Raw genomic sequence first — 20,695 nt, 5'->3', positions numbered from 1 at the left:
ATTCCGAATTTTGTGATAAGTTCAAGTTTACATTCCGCAAGAATTTTTATCTTTAAAAGAAAATAAAAAGTTCCGAAGTTCGCAACTGACTAGAAGCGGCGGAAAGTTATAGGCAATTTATGGAAGAACTACAGCTACCCGAAGAAACACCGACAGACAAATTATATAACCTTTTGAAAGGAACAATTGGAATGATTCCATATGCTGGAAGTATTGCATCAGAAGTTTTTGGTATGATTGTAACTTCACCAATTGTAAAAAGAAGACAAAAATGGTCGGAATTAGTTGTAAGCAAACTCAAAGAGCTAGAAGAAACCAAAGCAATTTTGAATATAGATGAATTGGCAGAAAACGAAGAATTTATTTCTTTTCTTATGGAAGCTTCCGACATTGCAATAAAATCCCATCAATTAGAAAAGTTAGAGGCGTTGCGTAATAGTATTGGAAATTATTTCACGAAAAACTCTCTTGATTTTGATAAAAAGTTTTCATTTCTAAAAGTTGTTGAACAAATAACTCCAACACATTTAAAGATTTTGCTGTTCATTGCAAAGAATGATGATTTATTGGGAAAAGAAAGAGACAAATCTGGTGAACAAGATGAAGAAATTAAGATAAATTGTTATGAAGATCTTTACCAATTATTTCAGAATGAAAACATTGGTATAGACAAATACCATTTCAGAAAGTGTGTTGTGGATTTAGAAAGCTATTCTTTGTTGAGAGTTAATAAAGATTTTAGAGATTTTATAAGTGGTGGAGGTTACGCAACAGACACTGGTGCGCCACAAGTAAAAATTCTGGATTTTGGTGTGGAGTTTATTCAATTTATTTCATCATAAACTGCCTATAACAGCCGTTTCACGCAATAGATGGTTTTGTTTTTCTTAGCCGGAAAGTACCCGATAGCACCGTGTAAAAACTTTCACACCAAATTTTTTGTGGCCAAGTATAGTGTGGCCAAAAAAATTGGCCACAGGTAGTTTGGCCACAGCATTTGAAAAAATAATGCCAATAGCCCTGTAACAAATTTATCTACCAGCCTACTTATCGGAACTCCTTAATTCCTAGAGCTATGAATAAAACGATTTTCAAAGACCCTAAAGGAAATGAATTGCGACTCTCCAGCGTATTTCAAGCGGATCAGGAAGTTTCATTCCAAAACTTCTCAGCGAAATATGTGGCCTTCGGAAACGAAAATTATACGGTAAACCAACGCAAAATTGCGGTGCAACAAGGCGAATATATTATTGGCAATAAGAACACGATTTCCAATGTCTTCATTGATTCGTTGTCCCCAGCAAAAGGAATATGTATCGATATTGCTCAAGAATACCTTACCGAAATTATCGCGTACCATTTTAAGGATACGACTGCGTTTTCGGCCTTTTTGTTCGAACAGGAATGGGTTAGTCAGAAATATAATGTTGAAAACACCTCGTTGGGCTATGCGTTACAGCAATTGGCAGCCGAATTTGAAAATTTAAATAGTGGTTGCTCCACCATCCATTCCGAATTATTTTATGCCGTAGCGGAATGTATCGTAAAAGATCAAAGCGATGTCTTTACGCAATACAATCGATTGAAAACCGTCAAGCAAGAAACCACAGGACGCTTATTTAACTACGGCTGCGATGCGAAAAATTATATGGATAGTCATTTTCTGTCCAAAATCAGCCTCGACCAAATAGCTAGTGAAGCCAAACTATCAGAATACCATTTTATCCGACTCTTCAAAACCCTTTTTAACACGACGCCTTATCAATATCTTATTCAAAAAAGATTGGCCTATGCTAAAGTTTTGTTATTGGAAAAAACCTCGATTCAAGATACCGCTTTTCTGACTTCGTTTGCGGACAGTGCCTCGTTTTGCAAAGCGTTCAAATCGGCTTATGGTTTGACTCCGAAACAATTCGCCGCTATAAATTAGCAATTTTTGACAATTTTAAAACGGCAGTAGGTTGTATTTTTGAGTAGCAAAACGTAAAACAATAGATCATGGTAAAAATCATCCTTAAAACCGCCATTTTAGTACTCGCAACCATCCATGCTGCCTTTGGTCAGGAAGTGACTTGGAAAAAACTGACTACCGAAGCCTATCCCGGCAAGCAGGACGACATCACCTTTGTAGACGAAAATACGGGCTGGTATGTCAATGGTTATGGAAAAATATTCCGCACCAATGATGGAGGCACTACTTGGGAAAAACAGTTGGAGCAAAAAGGAAGCTTCTTCAGAACCCTTGCCTTTGTAGATAAAAATATTGGATTTGCAGGTACCGTCGGCACCGATTATTTCCCGAATGTTACTGATACGATTCCGCTCTACGGCACTAAAGACGCAGGCAAAACCTGGAAACCTGTCACCTATAAAGGGCCTTATGTAAAAGGGCTTTGCGCCATAGATATCGTCAAAGAACAGTTTATCAATCATGGTAAGATAGATTATAAAGTCCATTTATTTGCCGTAGGACGCGTCGGTAGTCCGGCCAATATGATGACATCCCATGATGGCGGTGCAACCTGGACCTCCAAAAGCATGAACAACGACTGTAAAATGTTGTTTGATATCAAAATGTTCAACAAGAACGAAGGCATTGCCTGTGCGGCAACCAGCGAAGACATCACCCAATCCAACGCGCTTATTTTAAAAACGAAGGACGGCGGCACCACTTGGCAGAAAGTGTACCAATCGGCACGTCCTTATGAAACCACCTGGAAAGTTTCCTTTCCATCACCCAAAGTCGGTTATGTCACTATCCAATCGTACAATCCGGATCACAATGTGAAACAACAACGCGTAGCCAAAACTACGGATGGCGGAACGACATGGACCGAAATCAACCTAACCGAAGACGCCACGGCAAGAGAATTCGGAATCGGATTTATCGATGAAAATCATGGCTTTGTAGGCACGATGAGCAGCGGTTTTGAAACCAAAGACGGCGGACAAACCTGGCAGAAAATAGATTTAGGCAAAGCCTGCAATAAAATCCGAATCTATAAAGATGAAGCTGGAAAACAATACGGCTATGCTATTGGAGTGAACGTTTTTAAATTCTAAATACCTGGGAAGAACGACCGCTTTGGCAAAAAATATGGCTTTTTGTACATTTGACACTAGTCGGCTTGTTATTTGGATTAGGAGTTGGCATTGGAGATCAATAATTATATTTTTATAATAGTATGAAAATTAAAAAGACAGGAGTAGTAAAAGTCATTCGTTCAGCAGCCTTATTTTTGGTCTGTGGTCTTATCGGATTTTATGCCGGTAAAATGGGCGTTGGAGCTTCCTCAGGGATGTCTAAGTTGTCTTTGTTGGTGTTGGTTTCGCTTTTTATTCCCCTCTTTTTTATAGTCATCGCCATTCATGAAGCGGGACATGCTTGGGCTGGAGTACGGATGAATTTTGATTTCAAGACCTATGTCATAGGGCCTTTCCTTTGGCAAAAAGAACAAAACCAATGGCGATTTAAATGGAATAAAAATATCAATACGGCTGGCGGCATGGTTATTTGTATGCCCCAAGGAACCGATAATCTCGGCAAACGTTTTTCGGTCTACGCCGCTGGTGGTCCGATTGCGAGTCTACTACTGACACTGCTTGCGTTTGGAGGGTATAGTTTTATTGAACCTTCATCTACAGCTTTAGAAATCTTTCGAAATGCTTTGTATATCACAGCCTTTCTTTCGCTAATCATTTTTATTGTTACGGCTTTGCCTTTGCGAGCTAATGGATTTTCTTCGGATGGTGGCCGAGTGCTTCGATTACTGCAAGGCGGTGCTACCTCTCGATTTGAATTACTGCTTTTAAAATTAATTACCGGCGCTTCTGCTGGCATTCGACCGAGAGACATTGACAGCGATGAACTTACCGAAGCCAGAGTTTTAGCATCACAATTAAAGGCTCCGTTTGGCGTTTATCTGCATGGCTTTTCACATCAGGCCGAATGGGATAAAGGGAATGTAGAAAAAGCAGAACAACATCTACTAGATTATATTCAAGAAATAGAAGCCATTCCGAAAGGCATTCGGAACATCGTTTGGCTGGACGCGGCTTACTTTTATGCTTATGCTAAAAAAGACTTGGAACAATCGGAGTATTATTGGAACCAATTTGAACCCGCAGCTTTGATTCCGAAAGCCCAAATTTTTGCCACCGAAGCCGCTATCCAACTGTTGAAAAATGACCAAGAAGCGGCACAACAAAAAATAGAAGCTTCTGAAAAAGAAATAGGTAACATGCTCGATCAAGGTTTGGGAGTAGCTTTGAAGGACAAATTAACGCTGATGAAAAAAGAGGCGTTTGAGAATTAATTTGAATACTTGCGAATAGTGGAGATACTATAGTAAAAGTATACGCCTACTCCAGAAACGCTCCGTTTTCACTCCAAAAATGTTTTTCACTTTTGTCAGGCATTTCTAGGCTATAATGTAAGTACTTTGCTTATCTTTGCGCTACTACCCCACCTCTAAAATCCGTTTCCATGAGTTTAAAACGATATTGGAGTCCGCTATCAAAATGGTTTTTAACCCGTCCCAATACTTCTGGGTTGTTGGTGTTTTTGTTTTTCTTGGTTATAGTGAGCTTTTTAGTAAAACTTCGGTATAATGCACTGCAGGAAAGTCAACGCCGAGAAATGTCGAATATTATCAATGTGGTACGACAAAATTTTGACCAAATCCTTAAAAACAGCTACACGACAACGCTAACGCTCGCGATGACTGTTAATGACGATGGCGTTCCTGAGAATTTTGAAAAAGTATCGAAAAAACTAGTAGATTCTAATCCAGACATAGACGCGGTACAATTGGTTCCGAATGGCATTATCAAATACGTGTATCCCATTGATGGCAATGAAGTAGTGCTTAATTATGACATCTTAAATAGTCCTGATGTTCGACAAGAAGCGCTCAAATCCATTCAGACCAAGCTCATCTATTTTGCCGGACCCATGAAGTTAAAACAAGGTGGCGTGGGTGTTGTTGGTCGACTGCCCATCTTTAAACAAGGAAAGTTTTGGGGATTTTCTGCCGTAATCATCCGTTTGGAAACCTTAATTAGAATTTCAGGAATGGAGTCGATTGATGATTCTAAATACTATTTTCAGTTTTCGAAAGCGCATCCCGTTTCCCAAAAAGAGGAGTTCTTTTTGGCCAACAAAGAGGATTTTTCCAAAAAATATTATGAAACCGCAACGATACCGGATGGCGATTGGAAGCTTTATCTGATTACTCAAGAGAAAAACGCCATACTCTATCAGATGTTCACTTCGAGCAGTTTGGGCTTTTTATTTGCCTTATTTTGTGGACTTTGGGTAGCCTCTATGATGAAAAAACCGGCACAATTGCAGTTAGTTGTTCACGACCAGGCACAAAAAATAGAAGATAACGAAAAAGAATTTAAAGCCATATTTGACCAAGCACCTATAGGCATTGCCCGAATTGATTCGGCTACAGGAATTTTCATCTCGGTTAATTCCGAATATTGTCAGATTGTAGGGTATACCGAAAGTGAGATGACCCAGCTCAGCTTTCAGGAAATAACGCATCCTGACGATTTGGGAGAAGACATCAGTAATATGGAGCTTCTTAACAAAGGTCTCATCAGTTCGTTTGAATTAGAGAAAAGATACCTTCATAAGTCGGGCAAAACCGTATGGGTAAACCTTACTGTAGCCGGCATCGGAAAAACCGATGAATTTCCGCTAAATCACATTGCTATTGTAGTCGACATTACCGATAAAAAAAGAGCGGAAGAAGAGTTGCAGCAATCCTTTGAATTAGTTTCCGATCAAAATAAGCGATTGTTGAATTTTTCATATATCGTGTCGCACAACCTAAGGTCACATACGAGTAACATAGCAACGATTACCGATTTTTTATCGAGTGCCACGACCGATGAAGAGCGCGATGAGATGATTGATTTATTACAAAAAGTGTCGAATTCGCTCAATGAAACGATGGCCAATCTTAACGAGGTAGTCAGCATCCGAACCAACATCAATCTAAACACCGAATCCCTTAACCTTAGCGAGTTTATTGGAAAAGCCACCGTTATTTTAAACCAACAAATTACTGATAGCAATTCGGTCATTACCAACTTGGTTGGCCCGACAATCGCTGTGCAGTACAATGCTGCTTATCTTGAAAGTATTCTGTTCAATCTTATATCCAATGCAATTCGATACCGTCATAAAGATCGTAGACCCGAAATCACCCTATCGTTTGATGAGGAAACCAAAACCCTAAAAGTAAAGGATAACGGTATTGGCATTGACTTACATAAAAATGGAGAGAAGCTATTTGGTATGTATAAGACGTTCAACAACAACCCCGATTCAAAAGGTATTGGACTGTTTCTGGTGAAGAATCAGGTAGACGCTATGGGAGGAAACATCCAGGTTGAAAGTACGCTAGGTGTTGGAACTACCTTTGCGATTACTTTTAAATAAATCCTGAAATCAGATAACAAAACTACTTATTCAATCACCAATTTCTTAGTAATCACTTTAGTCTCCGAAGTTATTTTAGCCAAGTAAATTCCGGTAGCTAAACCAGTACTTATCGTTGCTTCTCCGTTAAAAGTTTGTTCGTATACTTTTTGTCCGAGTGCCGAAAAAATTTCGATTTTACCTTCATTTGTTATGCCCGCAACGGTAAAATAGTTTTTTGCAGGGTTTGGATAAAGCACCACTTTTGTAGTATCAAAATCAGTAGTAGATAATGACGCAAACCAAGTCTGACCCACATTTGCTCCAAATACATATTCCGCCAAAAGCGGATAGTCAATAAATGGATTTCGGTTGACTTGCCAAGTATAAATATAATTGTTGCGATTCATTTCAAAATCATCTCTTGGGTCGGTTTGATTCCATTGCAACAACAAGGCTAAATCCCCTAGTTGGCCCAGGGTAGAATTGGCCGGATTTCCATTAACAACACTTAATCCGTTGTAACGGCAAGCCATATAAAATAAAGCTCGAGCTACATCACCACGCCAACTGCCTTGAGTACCTGTTGGTCCCATATATTCACCGTAATCTCTGTTATTTCGGATACTGTTTTCGGGTCCGTCCTCTGCTCTGATATGATGCGCATCACCGTGACCGGTCATTAAATCATCGGCATTTGTGGGCAACCAAGTATTGATTCCGTCTGCCTGTGACGATGTCCCATCGGTAAAACCACCTCTGGATTGAGGATAGATGTGCTCTCTATTCCATTTTCCGGTGTTTACTCCGGTTTCTTGCAAATCCAATTTAGAACGAGGCTGCTCGACATACATAAGCCAAACCTGATTGCTGTTTAGCGGATTTTGATCGCACGTTTTTAAAATGGTTTCGATATCGCCATAATTGTGAGCACGAACTACGCTGGGATTCGCAATAATATCTTGAATGGCTTGTTTTAGCACAGCACCTGATTTTCCTTCCAAAGAATCATAGTATCCCGCTGGAGTTGTTGGAGCAACTATTCCATAAGTAGGATTTAAAGGTGTTCCCCATCCTGCCACGGTAAAATCATTGTCAATTACCCGAAACTGAAGCTGGTCGTTAAGTCGATTGTACGTAGCCGGAAGCGTACCAAATTTTACGATAGCTACTTCATCGCCTTCATCTAAGGTATCATCAACAAACGTAATATTAGTAGAAAAAGTGGTACCACCAGTCGGAATAAAAGCAGTAGTAGTTCCGGTAAAATCAGGATTATTTATCGAACCGCTATTGAGTGTAAACGTAAAATTCAAATTGGAAGTCACTGGAGTTTGTGTAGTAAACGTGATGGTAACTACACTTCCTTCCGTAACCTCATTGACGGGAACAGAAATCGTTATGCCGTTGAAAACAATACCACTTCCATCGTTATTCGCGCCTGGAGTAGGTGTCTTGGTTTCGTAGGTACCATCATTCTTTCTCTGAATAGATTGCGTCGCTTGCGCACTATTAGCGTTTTCATCAATTTGAGTCGTAACGCCTAAAGTAGCCATTAAAGAGGTGGCATCAGCATCACCAGTGTCATAGACTAAAGCATCAATTAAATTGGTCGTTGTTGCCAAAGTAGCATTTGGAAAATCAGAAGCGCTACCCAAATACAAGCCCACACCGTCAGGGCCGTTTTGAAAGATATTATCTGGTAATATTTTTGTCGGAACCGGAGAAACCAATAAATCTCCGATAAGCACAATTCCGTTAACATCAGTAGTTAATCCATCTAAATCGATAGTGTAATAGCTCAAATTAGCCTGACTTCCTGTACCGTTAAAAAATACTAGAACATAACCATCAAGTGCAAAATTAGGAGCCGTCGACTTTAATTCGATAAACTCTCTATCATCGGTGCTTGGCGTATCCGAATCTAATTCATTAATAACAACTTGGGCATTGACTGAAAACGAAATCAGTCCTATCAGGAATAGTATTTTTTTTAGCATTTTCATAAAATTGTGGACTACAAAGATATTTATAAGTACTTGTAAATCGACAATTCGCACTCGGAATTAACTATAATATCATATCTGCTAAGGTTTACTACGGAAAAAACTTAAAATCTGTAGATTACTCTCCAATTAATATGCTCATTTTTCAAGCATTTAAACTATTTTTACAGCAGCAAATCTTTTAAAGATGACAGAGTTTTTAGGATACATTGGAGCCTTGTTTATTGGAATAATCTTAGGAATCACAGGTGGTGGCGGTTCGATACTTACCGTACCCGTATTGGTTTATGTGCTTCATTACAATCCGATAACAGCTACTGCCTATTCCCTTTTTATAGTGGGTACCACTTCGGGATTTGGAACAATTCAAAATTTTAAAAACAAGCTGGTCGTTCCCAAAACCGCCTTATTGTTTGCTATTCCGTCTGTGATTGGTGTATATATCACCCGAAAATTCATAGTGCCTCGAATTCCGGATACCGTTTTTTATTTTGGTTCCTTGCAATTATCCAAAGAAACGTTTCTGATGCTGCTTTTTGCCGTAGTGATGTTTATGGCGGCTTTCTCTATGCTGAAAAAACAAAAAGAAATTGTGGTAGTTGATGTCAAAAAGAAATCGCAGTTCTTGGTTATGGTTCAATTGTTTTTTGTTGGGATTTTAATTGGACTGATTGGTGCCGGTGGTGGTTTTTTAATCATTCCAGCCTTACTAAAACTGGCGCAATTGCCGATGAAGAAAGCCATTGGAACTTCACTGTTAATTATCACCATCAATTCGCTTATTGGGTTTACCGGTGATTTACAGAATATGGTAATTGATTGGCCTTTTCTGCTGAGCTTTACAGCTGTTTCGGTAGTCGGAATTTTTATTGGTCTTTATATTCAGAAGTTTATCAATGAAAAGTATTTAAAGCAAGTCTTTGGTGTTTTTGTTTTAATCATGTCTTGTGTAATTTTGTACCGAGAGCTATTTTCATAAAGTATTCTAAATTCCCCGTTAATTGTTATCTCTATTCTTTAATTTTGCGTAAAATCTATTAGAATGAAAATCGAACAACTATATACCGGATGCATCGCTCAAGCTGCTTATTATCTTGAAAGTAATGGTGAAGCTGCCATTTTTGATCCCTTACGAGAAGTACAACCTTATTTAGACAAAGCGCAAAAAGACGGCGCACAAATAAAATATATTTTCGAGACGCATTTCCATGCTGATTTTGTTTCCGGACATTTAGATTTAGCACAAAAAAGCGGTGGCAAAATTGTGTACGGTCCAACAGCCAAACCTGAATTTGAGGCTATTATTGCAGAAGACAATCAGGAGTTTACCGTTGGAAACTATACTATAAAAGCATTGCACACTCCAGGTCATACTTTGGAAAGTACTTGTTATCTTCTTATGGATGAAAACGGAAAACAGCACGGCATCATAACAGGAGACACGCTATTCATTGGCGATGTCGGTCGTCCCGATTTGGCTCAGGCCTTGGTAGACGATTTGACTCAGGAAAAACTGGCCTCGTACCTTTTTGACTCGTTGCGCAATAAAATTATGCCACTTGCCGATGATTTAATAGTATATCCAAGTCATGGTGCGGGAAGCGCGTGTGGAAAAAACATGAGCAAGGAAACGACGGATACTTTGGGGAATCAAAAACGAACCAATTATGCTTTAAGACCCGATATGACAAAGGAAGAATTCACCAAAGAATTACTAGACGGTTTGGGAGCTCCTCCCGCCTATTTTCCGCAAAACGTCATGATGAATATACAAGGTTATGATAGTCTGGACAACATTATTGAAAAAAGTAAGGTTGGACTTTCAGCAAGAGAGTTTGAAGCCATTGCCAATCAAGGAGATGTGATAGTCTTGGATGTCCGTCATGAAAATGATTTTGTAAAATCGCACATCCCAAATTCTATTTTTATTGGCATTCAAGGAGGTTTTGCTCCTTGGGTTGGCTCTTTATTAAGAGATGTAAAACAAAAATTACTTTTGGTTATTCCAGAAGGAAGAGAAGAAGAAACCATCACAAGATTGTCCCGCGTTGGCTTTGACCATGTTTTGGGTTATTTGAATGGTGGAATAGAAGCATGGAAAAGTGAGGGATTTGAAACGGATACTATTGCATCCATAACTCCGGAAATGTTTGCCAAGCAGCTTACTGCTGACAGTATTGTGATTGATGCCCGAAAACCTGGAGAATTTGAAGCGGAACATGTTACCGATGCTGTAAATATTCCACTAGATACCATCAATGAAAATTTTCAAAGCGTACCTAAAGGCAACGATTTCTTTTTACATTGTGCCGGAGGTTATCGTTCGGTTATTATGGCTTCGATATTGAAATCGAGAGGTATACACAATATCATCAATGTAGAAAAAGGGTTTAATGGGATTAAACAAACCAGTGTCAACTGTACTCAGTTTGTATGTCCTTCGAGCAAAAAATAAATTGTAAAAAAAACAAAATTAGCACCCAAGCAATAAGCAAATTAAATACATTTGCAGTCGTTAAAAATTAAAACAAGAACATGAAAAAAATAATTCTTTTAGTAGCCGGAGCAGTAGTCCTTTATTCTTGTAATAAACTTGCTGAAGGTGAATACGAAATTACAGGAACAGTAAAGGGAATGAAGACCGGTTTGGTTTATCTTGAAAAACAAAACCCAATGACAGGTGCTCAGGCAATTGACACTGTAAAAATTGTTGATGGAAAATTTGAAATCAAAGGAAAAACTACGGAACCTGAAATTCATTTTATTCAAGTGGACAAAGTAAATGGAAAAGTACCTTTTATTCTTGAAGGTGGAGAAATTGAAATTGCTGTTGATAAAGATAGCCTACAAAAATCAAAATTATCCGGAACCTACAATAATGAAGAGTTCAACAAATTCAATGAAGAGTCTAGCAAAATTCAGAAGAAAATTCAAAAACCAGTAATGGATTTTCAAATGAAAAATATGGCACTTATGAATGAGGCACAACAAAAAAACGATACGGTTACTATGAACAGAATCCGTAAAGAATATGATGCCCTACAAAAGCCAATGACAGACTATACTTTTACGTATCCAAAAACACATCCGAAATCATTTATTAGTGTATTGATTACACAAATGATGTTGAACAATCCAAAATACGCAAAGGATATTGAAGGACTTTACAATTCATTTGAAGAGTCATTGAAAAAAACTAAACCAGGAAAATCTATCAAGGAATACCTTGATGCATCAAAAAAAAAGCCAGCCGTAAAGTAATAGCTGTTGGTCAATTAGCTCCTGATTTCAAAGCAGCAACACCGGAAGGAAAGGTTGTTTCTTTGAAAGAAAGTTTAGGAAAAGTGACATTGATTGATTTTTGGGCCTCTTGGTGCGAACCATGTCGAGAAGAAAATCCAACTGTTGTTGCACTTTACAATGAACTGCACTCCAAAGGATTAAACATCATTAGTATTTCTTTAGACAAAGATGCTTCAAAATGGAAGGAAGCCATAGCCAAAGATCAACTCACTTGGACACAAGTTTCTAACCTAAAAGAGATGAAAGACCCTATTGCTTTGCAGTATGGAGTTAATCAAATTCCAACAACCTTTGTGTTGGATGCAACTGGTAAAGTTGTTGCCATCGACTTGTATGGCGATGATTTAAAAGATAAGATTAAAGAGCTTTTAAACATAAAATAAAGCGCTTTTGGATTATATAACAAAAAATCTCCCTCGGGAGATTTTTTTATTTTACTTATAACCAAACAATTAAAAAAAGGTTTGCGAATTAGTCTACTTTTTATTTGCTAAGCTAAAAAGTGTTTTTATATTTGCAACCGCGTTAGTGCAACGGGGAGATACTCAAGCGGCCAACGAGGGCAGACTGTAAATCTGCTGTGAGAACTTCGCAGGTTCGAATCCTGCTCTCCCCACAAAGTATAAAGCTCAGAACATGTTAAAAGTTTACTTTTATAAATGTTTTGGGCTTTTTGATTTTAGCAAGAAACCCTTGCTCAGGATGGCGAAGCAATCCTGCTCTCCCCACAAAGTATAAAGCTCAGAACATGTTAAAAGTTTACTTTTATAAATGTTTTGGGCTTTTTGATTTTAGCAAGAAACCCTTGCTCAGGATGGCGAAGCAATCCTGCTCTCCCTACGAATAAATACATTAATAAACTTTAACATCCTATCCGTAAAGACCCTATTCAAAAAAAAAGTATCTTTGGATTTCAAACTTATATTTTTATGAAATTAAATCTATCATTCAGTACACTCCTCCTTTCGGTTCTATTTATATTTTCCTCTTGTAAAAAGGAAGAAGAAGCGGAAGCAGAAGTAGCTACAAGCGAGGCACCAAAACAAATTATAGTACCTAATGTTCAGCCAATTCCAGAACAAGCCTATAATCAACAACAGGCCGTAACGGTTCCTCAAAATCAAACGGTTATCACACCGCAAAGTGTCCCAACTCAAGTTGCAACGAGACCCGGAATGAATCCAGCTCACGGACAGCCAGGACACCGTTGTGATATTGCAGTGGGAGCGCCTTTGAATTCTCCGGTTAAAGCAAAGCCAAAACCTGCCGGTGGTGGCGCTACGATTACCAATAGCATTCCCGTAACGACATCGGTAGCAACTCCAAACCAATCGACACCGGCAATTTTAACTACTAATACTCCGGCTGCGACGCCGGCTGGAATGAATCCACCACACGGACAACCAGGACACGTTTGTGGAACACCCGTAGGATCAGCTTTACCTAAAGCAACAGAATCTAAATAAAAAAAGCCTCGTGAATACGAGGCTTTTTTATACTATCAAATTTATTATTCTAAAGCGAAAGTTACGCTGACGTTGGTAGTAATCTCTAACTCGCCAACAGCTAATGTTTCTCTCTCAGCGGCGCCATCTGCAGCCATCGCTACCATATTTCCTTTGTACATTGGTTGAGGATAATAAGCAGGTTGTGAATTGTCCGTAATCAATAATGCCTTGCCTACTTTTTGTCCCAAAACAGAAACATAGTCACCAGCTTTTTGCTTCGCATTAAGAATCGCTTTTTTTCTGGCTTCTCTTTCATAATCCTCCATTTTTGAAGATTTGAATTCCACTCCGCTAATTGAATTTACTCCAGTATCATTCAATCCCATCATTAACTCATCATATTTGGATAAATCTTTCAACGTAATCGTTAAGGATTGATTTGCCTGAAAATTATATTTCTTTTTTTCATAATCATAATTTTTGTAGAGACTCACATTATTGGTTTTATAATCTGAAGCTGAAATTCCGGTTTTCTTTAAAAACTTGATTACTTTGTCTACCACTTCATCATTCAAGGCTTTTACTTCTTTAGCATCTTTGCCTGAGTTCTGGAACCCAACATTGATTATGGCCTGATCTGGTGTTACTTTTACTTTTCCTTCACCGGTAACGGATATTTGTGGTACTTGTGGTTTTTGGTCTTGTGCTTGCATGCTCATTGCAAATAATGTCGTTAAAATTAATACTGTCGTTTTCATAGTTTTTTATTTAAAGTTTGTAATAGCTGTTTTTCAAAAGTTATGCCAATTATAATTTGCCTTGCTTAGCCAAAACAAAAAGAATGACGATAGGAACCGCCAGAAGAATTACCATCAAGGTGTTTTCTTGTAATAGTATTGGCTCTTTAATTAAAGTAATAGCATAACCGCCAATAGCGCCACCAAAATGCGCTGTATGACCAATATTGTCGTTTTTAGCTTTCATTCCGTATATCGAATACAACAAATACCCTATTCCAAAAATATAAGCCGGTAGCGGAATAATTCCGAAAATCCCAATAGTCATGTCCGGATATATCAAAATTGCGGAATAGATTATTCCAGTGACAGCTCCCGAAGCACCAACGGCTCTGTAACTGTAATCATTACCATGGAAGAGCATCGTTAACAAACTTCCGAAAATTAGGCTACCAAAATAAATCAACAGAAAAGTCATATTACCCAATGTTCCTGTAATCACCGGAGCAAAAGAAAATAATGCAATCATATTAAAGGCTAAGTGAATAAAATCGGCATGTAAAAAAGCTGATGTAATCATTCGGATTTGTTCTCCCGCTCTTATGGCTCCGACATGGAATTGATATTTCCTAAAAAAGAACTCGTCATTAAAACCTTTAATACTGACCAAAACATTGGCTGCGATTATTGCCAACACAAAAATGTTATCCATAATTTGATTTTTTTCTTCGTAAAATTAGACCTGATGGTCTTGAGCGTAAAAATAATAATACTTATTTAGCATTTGTTAAATTGCATGCGTTAAAATAACTTTAAACTTTATATTTGCATAAAATAACAACGAATGCAATTACTACTTTTCCTTTTAGTATATCCCATCATTTGGTTCATTTCCATACTTCCGTTCCGATTGCTTTATATTTTTTCAGACTTTGTCTGTTTTTTGGTGTATAATATTTTCGGTTATCGCAAAAAAGTAGTTCGCCAAAATATTGCCATGGCATTGCCTCATTTATCTGAAAAAGAGCGTTTGCAAATTGAAAAGAAATTCTACCACCATTTGTGTGATATGTTTTTAGAGATGATTAAAACGATGTCGATCTCACAAAAAGAAATGGAAAAGCGATTTAAGTTTATGAATTTGGACTTATATCTTGATTTGGAAAAAAAAGGGAAAAGTATTGCATTGCTTTGCGCCCATTATGCTTCTTATGAATGGGCCGTTTCTATGAACTATCACATTACCTTTACAGGATATGGTGTGTATAAAAAAATCAACAATAAATATTTTGACCGACTGATTAAAAAGATTAGAGGTCGCTTTAAAGCACCATTAATTACGACAAGAGAAACAATTCCAACCATTGATCGAAATACTAGAGATAACCATTTAGCGGTATATGGATTGGCTAGCGATCAATCGCCACAGGCGAGCAAAGCATATCACTGGGCACCGTTTATGGGCATTGAAACACCGGTTCACACGGGAGCTGAAATGCTAGCCAAACGTTTTGACATGAATGTTATTTTTCTGAAAAACAAAAAAGTGAAACGTGGATATTATGAAGCTACTTTTGAACTAATGGCGGACAATCCGAAAGAGGTTCCCAATTACGAAATCTCTGATGATTTTTTAAGAAGAGTAGAACAACAAATTCATGAAGCACCCGAATTTTATTTGTGGACACACAAACGCTGGAAACATAAGAAGACGGCTCAGAATTAGAATGTAAACCAGCTCTTTACCATTGCTTTTTCCTGATGCAAAGAATTTTTATGCGCGAATTCATTGGTAGCCGAATCGTATTGGTAATCTTTAGACCATTCCTGATGATTTTGTGCTAATGCTTTGATACTATCACACACCATTTTTATTTCTTCTGAAGTAGTTGTTGGATGTATAGACATCCGGATCCAACCCGGTTTTTTGATTAAATCTCCTGAAGTAATCTGGCAGACCAAATCATGGGAAGTTTCCTGATCAACGTGTAATAGGTAGTGTCCATAAGTTCCGGCGCAACTGCAACCTCCACGAGTTTGGATTCCGAATTTATCGTTCAACAATTTTACTCCTAAATTGAAATGCAACCCTTCTATATAAAAAGAAATCACACCTAAGCGTTCTTGATGCTGATTGGCTAAAATTTTAAGATTATCGATGGCATTCAGTTCCGAAAAAACATAGTCAACAATTTCATGCTCTCTTTCTAAGATATTTGTAACGCCCATTTGTTCCTTTAACTGAATGGCCAATGCTGTTTTGATTACCTGAAGAAAACCCGGAGTACCACCGTCTTCTCTATCTTCGATATTGTCAATGTATTTGTGTTCACCCCAAGGATTTGTCCATGAAACCGTTCCGCCACCAGGACAATCAGGCACATTATTATTGTATAGGTTTTTATTAAAAACCAAAACACCTGAAGTTCCCGGTCCGCCTAAAAATTTATGCGGTGAAAAGAAAATCGCATCCAAATAAGATTCTTCATCCGGATGCATATTTATGTCGACATAAGGTCCGGAACAGGCAAAATCCACAAAACAAACTCCGTTATGCTGATGCATTATTTTCGCTACTTCATGATACGGCGTTCTGATTCCGGTAACATTGGAACACGAAGTAATAGATGCAATTTTAAAACTCCTGTCTTTGTATTTAAGAAGCATTTCCTTGAATTCTTCTAAACAGAATAAACCTTCCTCATTAGCCGGAATAACCACTACATCGGCAATGGTTTCTAACCAAGAAGTTTGATTAGAATGATGTTCCATGTGCGAAATGAATACTATCGGTTTTAGTTCTTTGGGAATGCTAATAAAATCTTTTAGATTTTCAGGTATTTTTAGTCCCAATATGCGTTGAAATTTATTAACTACACCCGTCATTCCGGTTCCTGTGTTGATCAAGACATCATCATCATTGGCATTGACATGACGCTTTATGATGTGCTTGGCTTCGTGATATGCCATCGTCATAGCGGTTCCGGAGATGGTTGTTTCGGTATGGGTATTGGCAACAAACGGGCCAAAATCGTTCATTATTTTTTCCTCAATCGGACGGTACAATCTTCCGCTGGCGGTCCAATCGGTGTAAATTATTTTCTTTTTTCCAAAAGGTGTTTCAAACTCTTGGTCGATTCCAATAATATTTTTGCGAAATTGCTGGAAATAATGTTCTAATTGCGTTTCGGTTGTTGTCGTAATCATTATGTAACAATTTGAAATCAAAGATACATTATTTTTAATTTTAGGCGAAAATAATCGGGCTTCTTTGTGAAATCCATAAATTATCAAGAGCCATTAAACCATACCTTTTACCGAAGGTCAAACTTTAAAATTTTAATTATGAGAAAAAATATCGCATTCTTGCTTTTGGTTGTTCTGGGAATAACTACGGCATTTGGTCAGCAGGACAATCGTCCTGAAAATACTGGTGATGATTTTAGTTTGGAAGGCGCTTTAGAACTCTTCAAAAATGCTAATTCATTAGAAGAATTTGAGAAAAGCCTTAATCAGGAAAACAATCAGGTTAATAATCTTGATTTGAATGGTGATGGCGAAATAGATTACATCAATGTAGAAGATATCCATGAAAATGATACACACATTATTGTGATGAGTACGTATCTTGATGCCACTGAAAAACAAGACATCGCCATTATTGCTCTAGAAAAAACAGGCACTGACAAAGCAGTACTTCATATTGAAGGCGATGAAGATTTATTTGCTCAAAATACTATAGTAGAACCCAATGGTGAAGAAAAAGGAGCGGTTCAAAATCTCAAAACAGCATCAAATGTAGCCGTTGTAGAAAACAGTAGCGTAGTCAATGTTTGGCTTTGGCCGAGTGTGCGGTATTTGTATGCTCCAAGATATGTAGTTTGGGTTTCTCCTTATCGTTGGAGAAACTATCCAAGATGGTGGAAACCTTGGCGTCCTGTGGCGCATCCTGTTTTTTATAATTATGGTGTACGTTATCGTCCTCATTATCGGGTTGTTCCGGCACGCAGAGTTGTGGCGGTTCGAACCGTGTATGCTCCTAGAAGACATTCCTCAACATTAGTAGTACACAACCGGAGAGGGACAACCGTAATCCATAAAAATAAAAGAGGCACTGTAAAATCGGTTAAAGTAAAACAAACCAGAGGTAAAGCAAGAAGAAGATAAAGATAGTAATATGAACAACAACACACTTTGGTCACTTCGATTGGGATTTTCGGGAAAACAAGCCAAAACCATTGCACAAATGGGATTGTCTAATTTTCTAGAAAAATCTTTTAATGCTTCGTATGATAAAAAGGCTCCATCATTGCTTGATAAGAGTCCGACTTCTATTAAAGAATTACGAACAAGGCGTCAGGAAATCAAAAAATCTGATCCTGATGCAGTGAAAGAAATGCTGAAAGTAGAATTTCAGGTTTCTCAGGAAATGAAAGCGTGGTGGATTCAAAAAATGATGGCTGATGATTTTCCTTTACGCGAAAAAATGACCTGCTTTTGGCACAATCATTTTGTATGCACATATCAGAAAGTGAAAGTAAATCATTGGATATATCAACACAATCAGATTTTACGCGAACATGCTTTTGGCAATTTCAAAACACTTACCAAAAAGATAGTGCAATCCAATGCGATGGTGCGTTATTTGGACAATGTGGACAACCGAAGGGATAAAATCAATGAAAATTTGAGTCGGGAGTTACTAGAACTTTTCACTTTGGGCATTGGCCATTATACTGAAGACGATATAAAAAACGGAGCCAAAGGTTTGGCCGGACTCACTATCGGTGAAAACCAAGCCGAATATCGACGCTTGCTCGAAAACAATGATTCGATTACCTACTTTGGAAAGACCGGAAATTTCAAAGCCGATGCCATGATTGACATCATATTTGAGCAAAAAGCTGTGCCTTATCTAATTACTCGAAAACTATTGCAGTGGTTTATTTATGATACGCCATCGGAAGCCTTGGTAACGTATTATGGGGATTATTTCAGAAAAGTTGATTTTGAACTCAAGCCTTTGCTCACCAAAATTTTTACCGAAGAATTTTCAAAAGAAACCGCTGGCAGTAAGATTAAAGATCCTTTAGTGTATATTTTACAAGTGATGCATGAATTAAATGTTGAGCAATTAAACCCTCGTTTAGTAGCGTTTTATCTGAAGCAACAAGGCATGGATTTATTCAATCAGCCTAATGTTAAAGGATGGAATGGCGGTAAAGAATGGTTAAGCTCACAGATGTATCTTCAACGGAATAATGCAGCCGATTTATTGTGTAACGGAAGAAACATCAGCCGAAGAGCACAAATGACCGATAATGACATGATGGAAACAACTAGTAATCAACTGCTAAATGTGTCTTTAAATTGGACAAAATCGGGCACTAATAAATCAATTATAGCGGAATTACAAGACAGGTTATTATTTCAAAGCAATGATGATCTGCAAAAGGATTGGGAAGCCCTTTTAAAATATGATTTTAATCCGAAAGCTGAAGGTGCAGACAATGCCGTTTTGCGCTTGTTTAACAACATGATCAAAACACCCGAATTTCAAATTATTTAGCTATGAACAGAAGAAATTTTCTAACCCTTACCGGAACCTTTACAGGCGGCACTTTGTTGTTGCCCGATTTCCTTCATGCTTTTGGTTCCCAATCCAACTTGCTTCTTGGCGAACAATGTTTGGTATTCATTCAGTTGAATGGCGGGAATGACGGATTGAATACGTTTATCCCTTTTGAAGATGCGTTGTATTATGATTTGCGTAGCAATATTGCGATAAATAAGAATAGCGTCATCAGTAAAAATAAAGGCATGGGATTTCATCCGGCTTTGAAAGATTTTGCAACGATGCAACAAAACGGTGATTTAACTGTGATTCAAAATGTAGGCTATCCCGAACCCAATCGGTCGCATTTTAGAAGTCAGGAAATTTGGCAAACGGCCTCAGATTCGAATAAATATCTGAACAATGGTTGGCTTGGACGTTTTTTAGATTTGCAATGCAAAGAACACGAACCAACAGCCGGAGTTAATTTCGACAGCATCGATACGTTATCTTTAAAAGGAAATGAACCAAATTCGATTACCGTAAAAGATCCCAGTCGTTTTAAAATGAGAATGAATTCGGAAGAAACAGTAAAACTTTCGGATAATCCCCAATTGGATTTTGTGCGGAAGATTGCCAATTCAGTTTCCGAAGGTTCAGATGATATTCAGAAAGCCTTAGCCAAATCGACTTCAGAAATCACGTATCCCAAAACAGCTTTAGGCAAAAATCTTGAATGGATTGCCCGATTGATTAAAGGAAATTTGAACTCTAAAGTGTATTACACTTCTCAAAACGGTTATGACACCCATGACAATCAAATCAACATTCACCAACGCAATTTGACCGAACTCAACGATGCGATTTATAGTTTTTATAATGAACTGAAAAAAGCACAACTATTACAGAATGTCACAATAGTGGTTTTCTCAGAATTTGGAAGACGTGTCAAAGACAATGGAAACGGAACCGATCATGGTACTGCGGCGCCCATGTTTATTATTGGCGGCAACACCAAAGGCAAAATCATAGGCAACAATCCCAATCTGACTGATTTGGACAACGGTGATTTGAAATATGACATTGATTTTAGGAGTGTTTATGCTTCACTACTGCAACACAAAATGGACTTTGATTACAGTAAAATAGGCATACAAAACAAAGCGCTTCAGGGAATTTTCTAAATAAAAAAAGGGTTGTCATTTGACAACCCT

18 protein-coding genes and 1 tRNA gene are annotated in these 20,695 nt (G+C 37.9%); 15 read left to right on the top strand and 4 right to left on the bottom strand.

Features of this window, described 5'->3' with window-relative positions; genetic code table 11:
* The first annotated feature begins 119 nt into the window (after positions 1-119).
* From ACULEU_RS04260 to ACULEU_RS04240, 5 genes are all read left to right on the top strand, one after another.
* Complete coding sequence (locus ACULEU_RS04260; RefSeq protein ID WP_445454216.1) at positions 120-842, top strand: hypothetical protein; 723 nt, start codon at positions 120-122, stop codon at positions 840-842.
* Positions 843-1,075: 233 nt separating this feature from the next.
* Complete coding sequence (locus ACULEU_RS04255; protein WP_445454215.1) at positions 1,076-1,930, top strand: helix-turn-helix transcriptional regulator; 855 nt, start codon at positions 1,076-1,078, stop codon at positions 1,928-1,930.
* A 68-nt stretch (positions 1,931-1,998) separates the two neighbouring features.
* Positions 1,999-3,063: a WD40/YVTN/BNR-like repeat-containing protein gene (locus tag ACULEU_RS04250; protein ID WP_445454214.1), complete on the top strand. Its 1,065-nt coding sequence runs from the start codon at positions 1,999-2,001 to the stop codon at positions 3,061-3,063.
* 122 nt (positions 3,064-3,185) lie between these two features.
* Positions 3,186-4,316, top strand: a complete 1,131-nt coding sequence (locus ACULEU_RS04245) for a M50 family metallopeptidase (RefSeq protein WP_445454213.1) — start codon at positions 3,186-3,188, stop codon at positions 4,314-4,316.
* 170 nt (positions 4,317-4,486) lie between these two features.
* Positions 4,487-6,454 carry a sensor histidine kinase gene (locus ACULEU_RS04240; protein ID WP_445454212.1) on the top strand — a complete coding sequence of 656 codons (1,968 nt, stop codon included), beginning with the start codon at positions 4,487-4,489 and terminating at the stop codon, positions 6,452-6,454.
* A gap of 26 nt (positions 6,455-6,480) precedes the next feature.
* Here the strand turns inward: ACULEU_RS04240 and ACULEU_RS04235 are convergent, their stop codons facing one another.
* A complete protein-coding gene (locus ACULEU_RS04235; RefSeq protein WP_445454211.1) occupies positions 6,481-8,433 on the bottom strand; it encodes an endonuclease in 1,953 nt (650 codons plus the stop codon).
* A 193-nt stretch (positions 8,434-8,626) separates the two neighbouring features.
* On the opposite strand from ACULEU_RS04235, the gene ACULEU_RS04230 reads away from it, so the two are divergent.
* The 6 genes from ACULEU_RS04230 to ACULEU_RS04205 all read left to right on the top strand — a co-directional run bounded on the left by ACULEU_RS04230 (position 8,627) and on the right by ACULEU_RS04205 (position 13,208).
* Positions 8,627-9,418 (top strand): sulfite exporter TauE/SafE family protein, encoded by a 792-nt coding sequence (locus ACULEU_RS04230; RefSeq protein ID WP_445454210.1) that lies wholly within the window; start codon positions 8,627-8,629, stop codon positions 9,416-9,418.
* A gap of 63 nt (positions 9,419-9,481) precedes the next feature.
* The gene (locus tag ACULEU_RS04225) at positions 9,482-10,894 is read left to right on the top strand and encodes an MBL fold metallo-hydrolase (protein ID WP_445454209.1); all 1,413 of its coding nucleotides are present in this window, start codon (positions 9,482-9,484) and stop codon (positions 10,892-10,894) included.
* A gap of 80 nt (positions 10,895-10,974) precedes the next feature.
* Positions 10,975-11,700, top strand: coding sequence for a DUF4369 domain-containing protein (locus ACULEU_RS04220; protein WP_445454208.1), 726 nt, complete (start codon positions 10,975-10,977; stop codon positions 11,698-11,700).
* Positions 11,673-12,125 (top strand): TlpA family protein disulfide reductase, encoded by a 453-nt coding sequence (locus tag ACULEU_RS04215; protein ID WP_445454883.1) that lies wholly within the window; start codon positions 11,673-11,675, stop codon positions 12,123-12,125. The genes ACULEU_RS04220 and ACULEU_RS04215 overlap by 28 nt, the downstream gene beginning before the upstream one ends.
* A 152-nt stretch (positions 12,126-12,277) precedes the next feature.
* Positions 12,278-12,358, top strand: a tRNA-Tyr gene (locus ACULEU_RS04210).
* A gap of 313 nt (positions 12,359-12,671) precedes the next feature.
* Complete coding sequence (locus tag ACULEU_RS04205; RefSeq protein WP_445454207.1) at positions 12,672-13,208, top strand: hypothetical protein; 537 nt, start codon at positions 12,672-12,674, stop codon at positions 13,206-13,208.
* A 44-nt stretch (positions 13,209-13,252) separates the two neighbouring features.
* Here the strand turns inward: ACULEU_RS04205 and ACULEU_RS04200 are convergent, their stop codons facing one another.
* Both ACULEU_RS04200 and ACULEU_RS04195 read right to left on the bottom strand, forming a co-directional pair.
* The gene (locus ACULEU_RS04200) at positions 13,253-13,948 is read right to left on the bottom strand and encodes an SIMPL domain-containing protein (protein WP_445454206.1); all 696 of its coding nucleotides are present in this window, start codon (positions 13,946-13,948) and stop codon (positions 13,253-13,255) included.
* A gap of 49 nt (positions 13,949-13,997) precedes the next feature.
* On the bottom strand, positions 13,998-14,639 hold the full coding sequence (locus ACULEU_RS04195) for a rhomboid family intramembrane serine protease (protein ID WP_445454205.1): 642 nt from the start codon (positions 14,637-14,639) through the stop codon (positions 13,998-14,000).
* 132 nt (positions 14,640-14,771) lie between these two features.
* On the opposite strand from ACULEU_RS04195, the gene ACULEU_RS04190 reads away from it, so the two are divergent.
* Complete coding sequence (locus ACULEU_RS04190; RefSeq protein WP_445454204.1) at positions 14,772-15,653, top strand: lysophospholipid acyltransferase family protein; 882 nt, start codon at positions 14,772-14,774, stop codon at positions 15,651-15,653.
* Here ACULEU_RS04190 and ACULEU_RS04185 read toward each other — a convergent pair.
* Positions 15,650-17,134, bottom strand: coding sequence for an aminotransferase class V-fold PLP-dependent enzyme (locus ACULEU_RS04185; protein ID WP_445454203.1), 1,485 nt, complete (start codon positions 17,132-17,134; stop codon positions 15,650-15,652). The genes ACULEU_RS04190 and ACULEU_RS04185 overlap by 4 nt on opposite strands.
* A gap of 138 nt (positions 17,135-17,272) precedes the next feature.
* Between ACULEU_RS04185 and ACULEU_RS04180 the strand changes: the two genes are divergently transcribed.
* The 3 genes from ACULEU_RS04180 to ACULEU_RS04170 are packed head-to-tail and all read left to right on the top strand — an operon-like array spanning position 17,273 to position 20,665.
* Complete coding sequence (locus ACULEU_RS04180) at positions 17,273-18,094, top strand: hypothetical protein (RefSeq protein ID WP_445454202.1); 822 nt, start codon at positions 17,273-17,275, stop codon at positions 18,092-18,094.
* Positions 18,095-18,104: 10 nt separating this feature from the next.
* Positions 18,105-19,496, top strand: coding sequence for a DUF1800 domain-containing protein (locus ACULEU_RS04175; protein WP_445454201.1), 1,392 nt, complete (start codon positions 18,105-18,107; stop codon positions 19,494-19,496).
* A 2-nt stretch (positions 19,497-19,498) separates the two neighbouring features.
* On the top strand, positions 19,499-20,665 hold the full coding sequence (locus tag ACULEU_RS04170; protein WP_445454200.1) for a DUF1501 domain-containing protein: 1,167 nt from the start codon (positions 19,499-19,501) through the stop codon (positions 20,663-20,665).
* Positions 20,666-20,695: the final 30 nt, after the last annotated feature.

The organism is Flavobacterium sp. 25HG05S-40, assembly GCF_052654735.1.
This window is presented reverse-complemented; position numbering and strand designations above follow the sequence as displayed.

Coding starts and splice junctions, on each gene's coding strand:
- ACULEU_RS04260 (WP_445454216.1), top strand. CDS start 120: ATGGAAGAACTACAGCTACCCGAAGAAACACCGACAGACAAATTATAT.
- ACULEU_RS04255 (WP_445454215.1), top strand. CDS start 1,076: ATGAATAAAACGATTTTCAAAGACCCTAAAGGAAATGAATTGCGACTC.
- ACULEU_RS04250 (WP_445454214.1), top strand. CDS start 1,999: ATGGTAAAAATCATCCTTAAAACCGCCATTTTAGTACTCGCAACCATC.
- ACULEU_RS04245 (WP_445454213.1), top strand. CDS start 3,186: ATGAAAATTAAAAAGACAGGAGTAGTAAAAGTCATTCGTTCAGCAGCC.
- ACULEU_RS04240 (WP_445454212.1), top strand. CDS start 4,487: ATGAGTTTAAAACGATATTGGAGTCCGCTATCAAAATGGTTTTTAACC.
- ACULEU_RS04235 (WP_445454211.1), bottom strand. CDS start 8,433: ATGCTAAAAAAAATACTATTCCTGATAGGACTGATTTCGTTTTCAGTC.
- ACULEU_RS04230 (WP_445454210.1), top strand. CDS start 8,627: ATGACAGAGTTTTTAGGATACATTGGAGCCTTGTTTATTGGAATAATC.
- ACULEU_RS04225 (WP_445454209.1), top strand. CDS start 9,482: ATGAAAATCGAACAACTATATACCGGATGCATCGCTCAAGCTGCTTAT.
- ACULEU_RS04220 (WP_445454208.1), top strand. CDS start 10,975: ATGAAAAAAATAATTCTTTTAGTAGCCGGAGCAGTAGTCCTTTATTCT.
- ACULEU_RS04205 (WP_445454207.1), top strand. CDS start 12,672: ATGAAATTAAATCTATCATTCAGTACACTCCTCCTTTCGGTTCTATTT.
- ACULEU_RS04200 (WP_445454206.1), bottom strand. CDS start 13,948: ATGAAAACGACAGTATTAATTTTAACGACATTATTTGCAATGAGCATG.
- ACULEU_RS04195 (WP_445454205.1), bottom strand. CDS start 14,639: ATGGATAACATTTTTGTGTTGGCAATAATCGCAGCCAATGTTTTGGTC.
- ACULEU_RS04190 (WP_445454204.1), top strand. CDS start 14,772: ATGCAATTACTACTTTTCCTTTTAGTATATCCCATCATTTGGTTCATT.
- ACULEU_RS04185 (WP_445454203.1), bottom strand. CDS start 17,134: ATGATTACGACAACAACCGAAACGCAATTAGAACATTATTTCCAGCAA.
- ACULEU_RS04180 (WP_445454202.1), top strand. CDS start 17,273: ATGAGAAAAAATATCGCATTCTTGCTTTTGGTTGTTCTGGGAATAACT.
- ACULEU_RS04175 (WP_445454201.1), top strand. CDS start 18,105: ATGAACAACAACACACTTTGGTCACTTCGATTGGGATTTTCGGGAAAA.
- ACULEU_RS04170 (WP_445454200.1), top strand. CDS start 19,499: ATGAACAGAAGAAATTTTCTAACCCTTACCGGAACCTTTACAGGCGGC.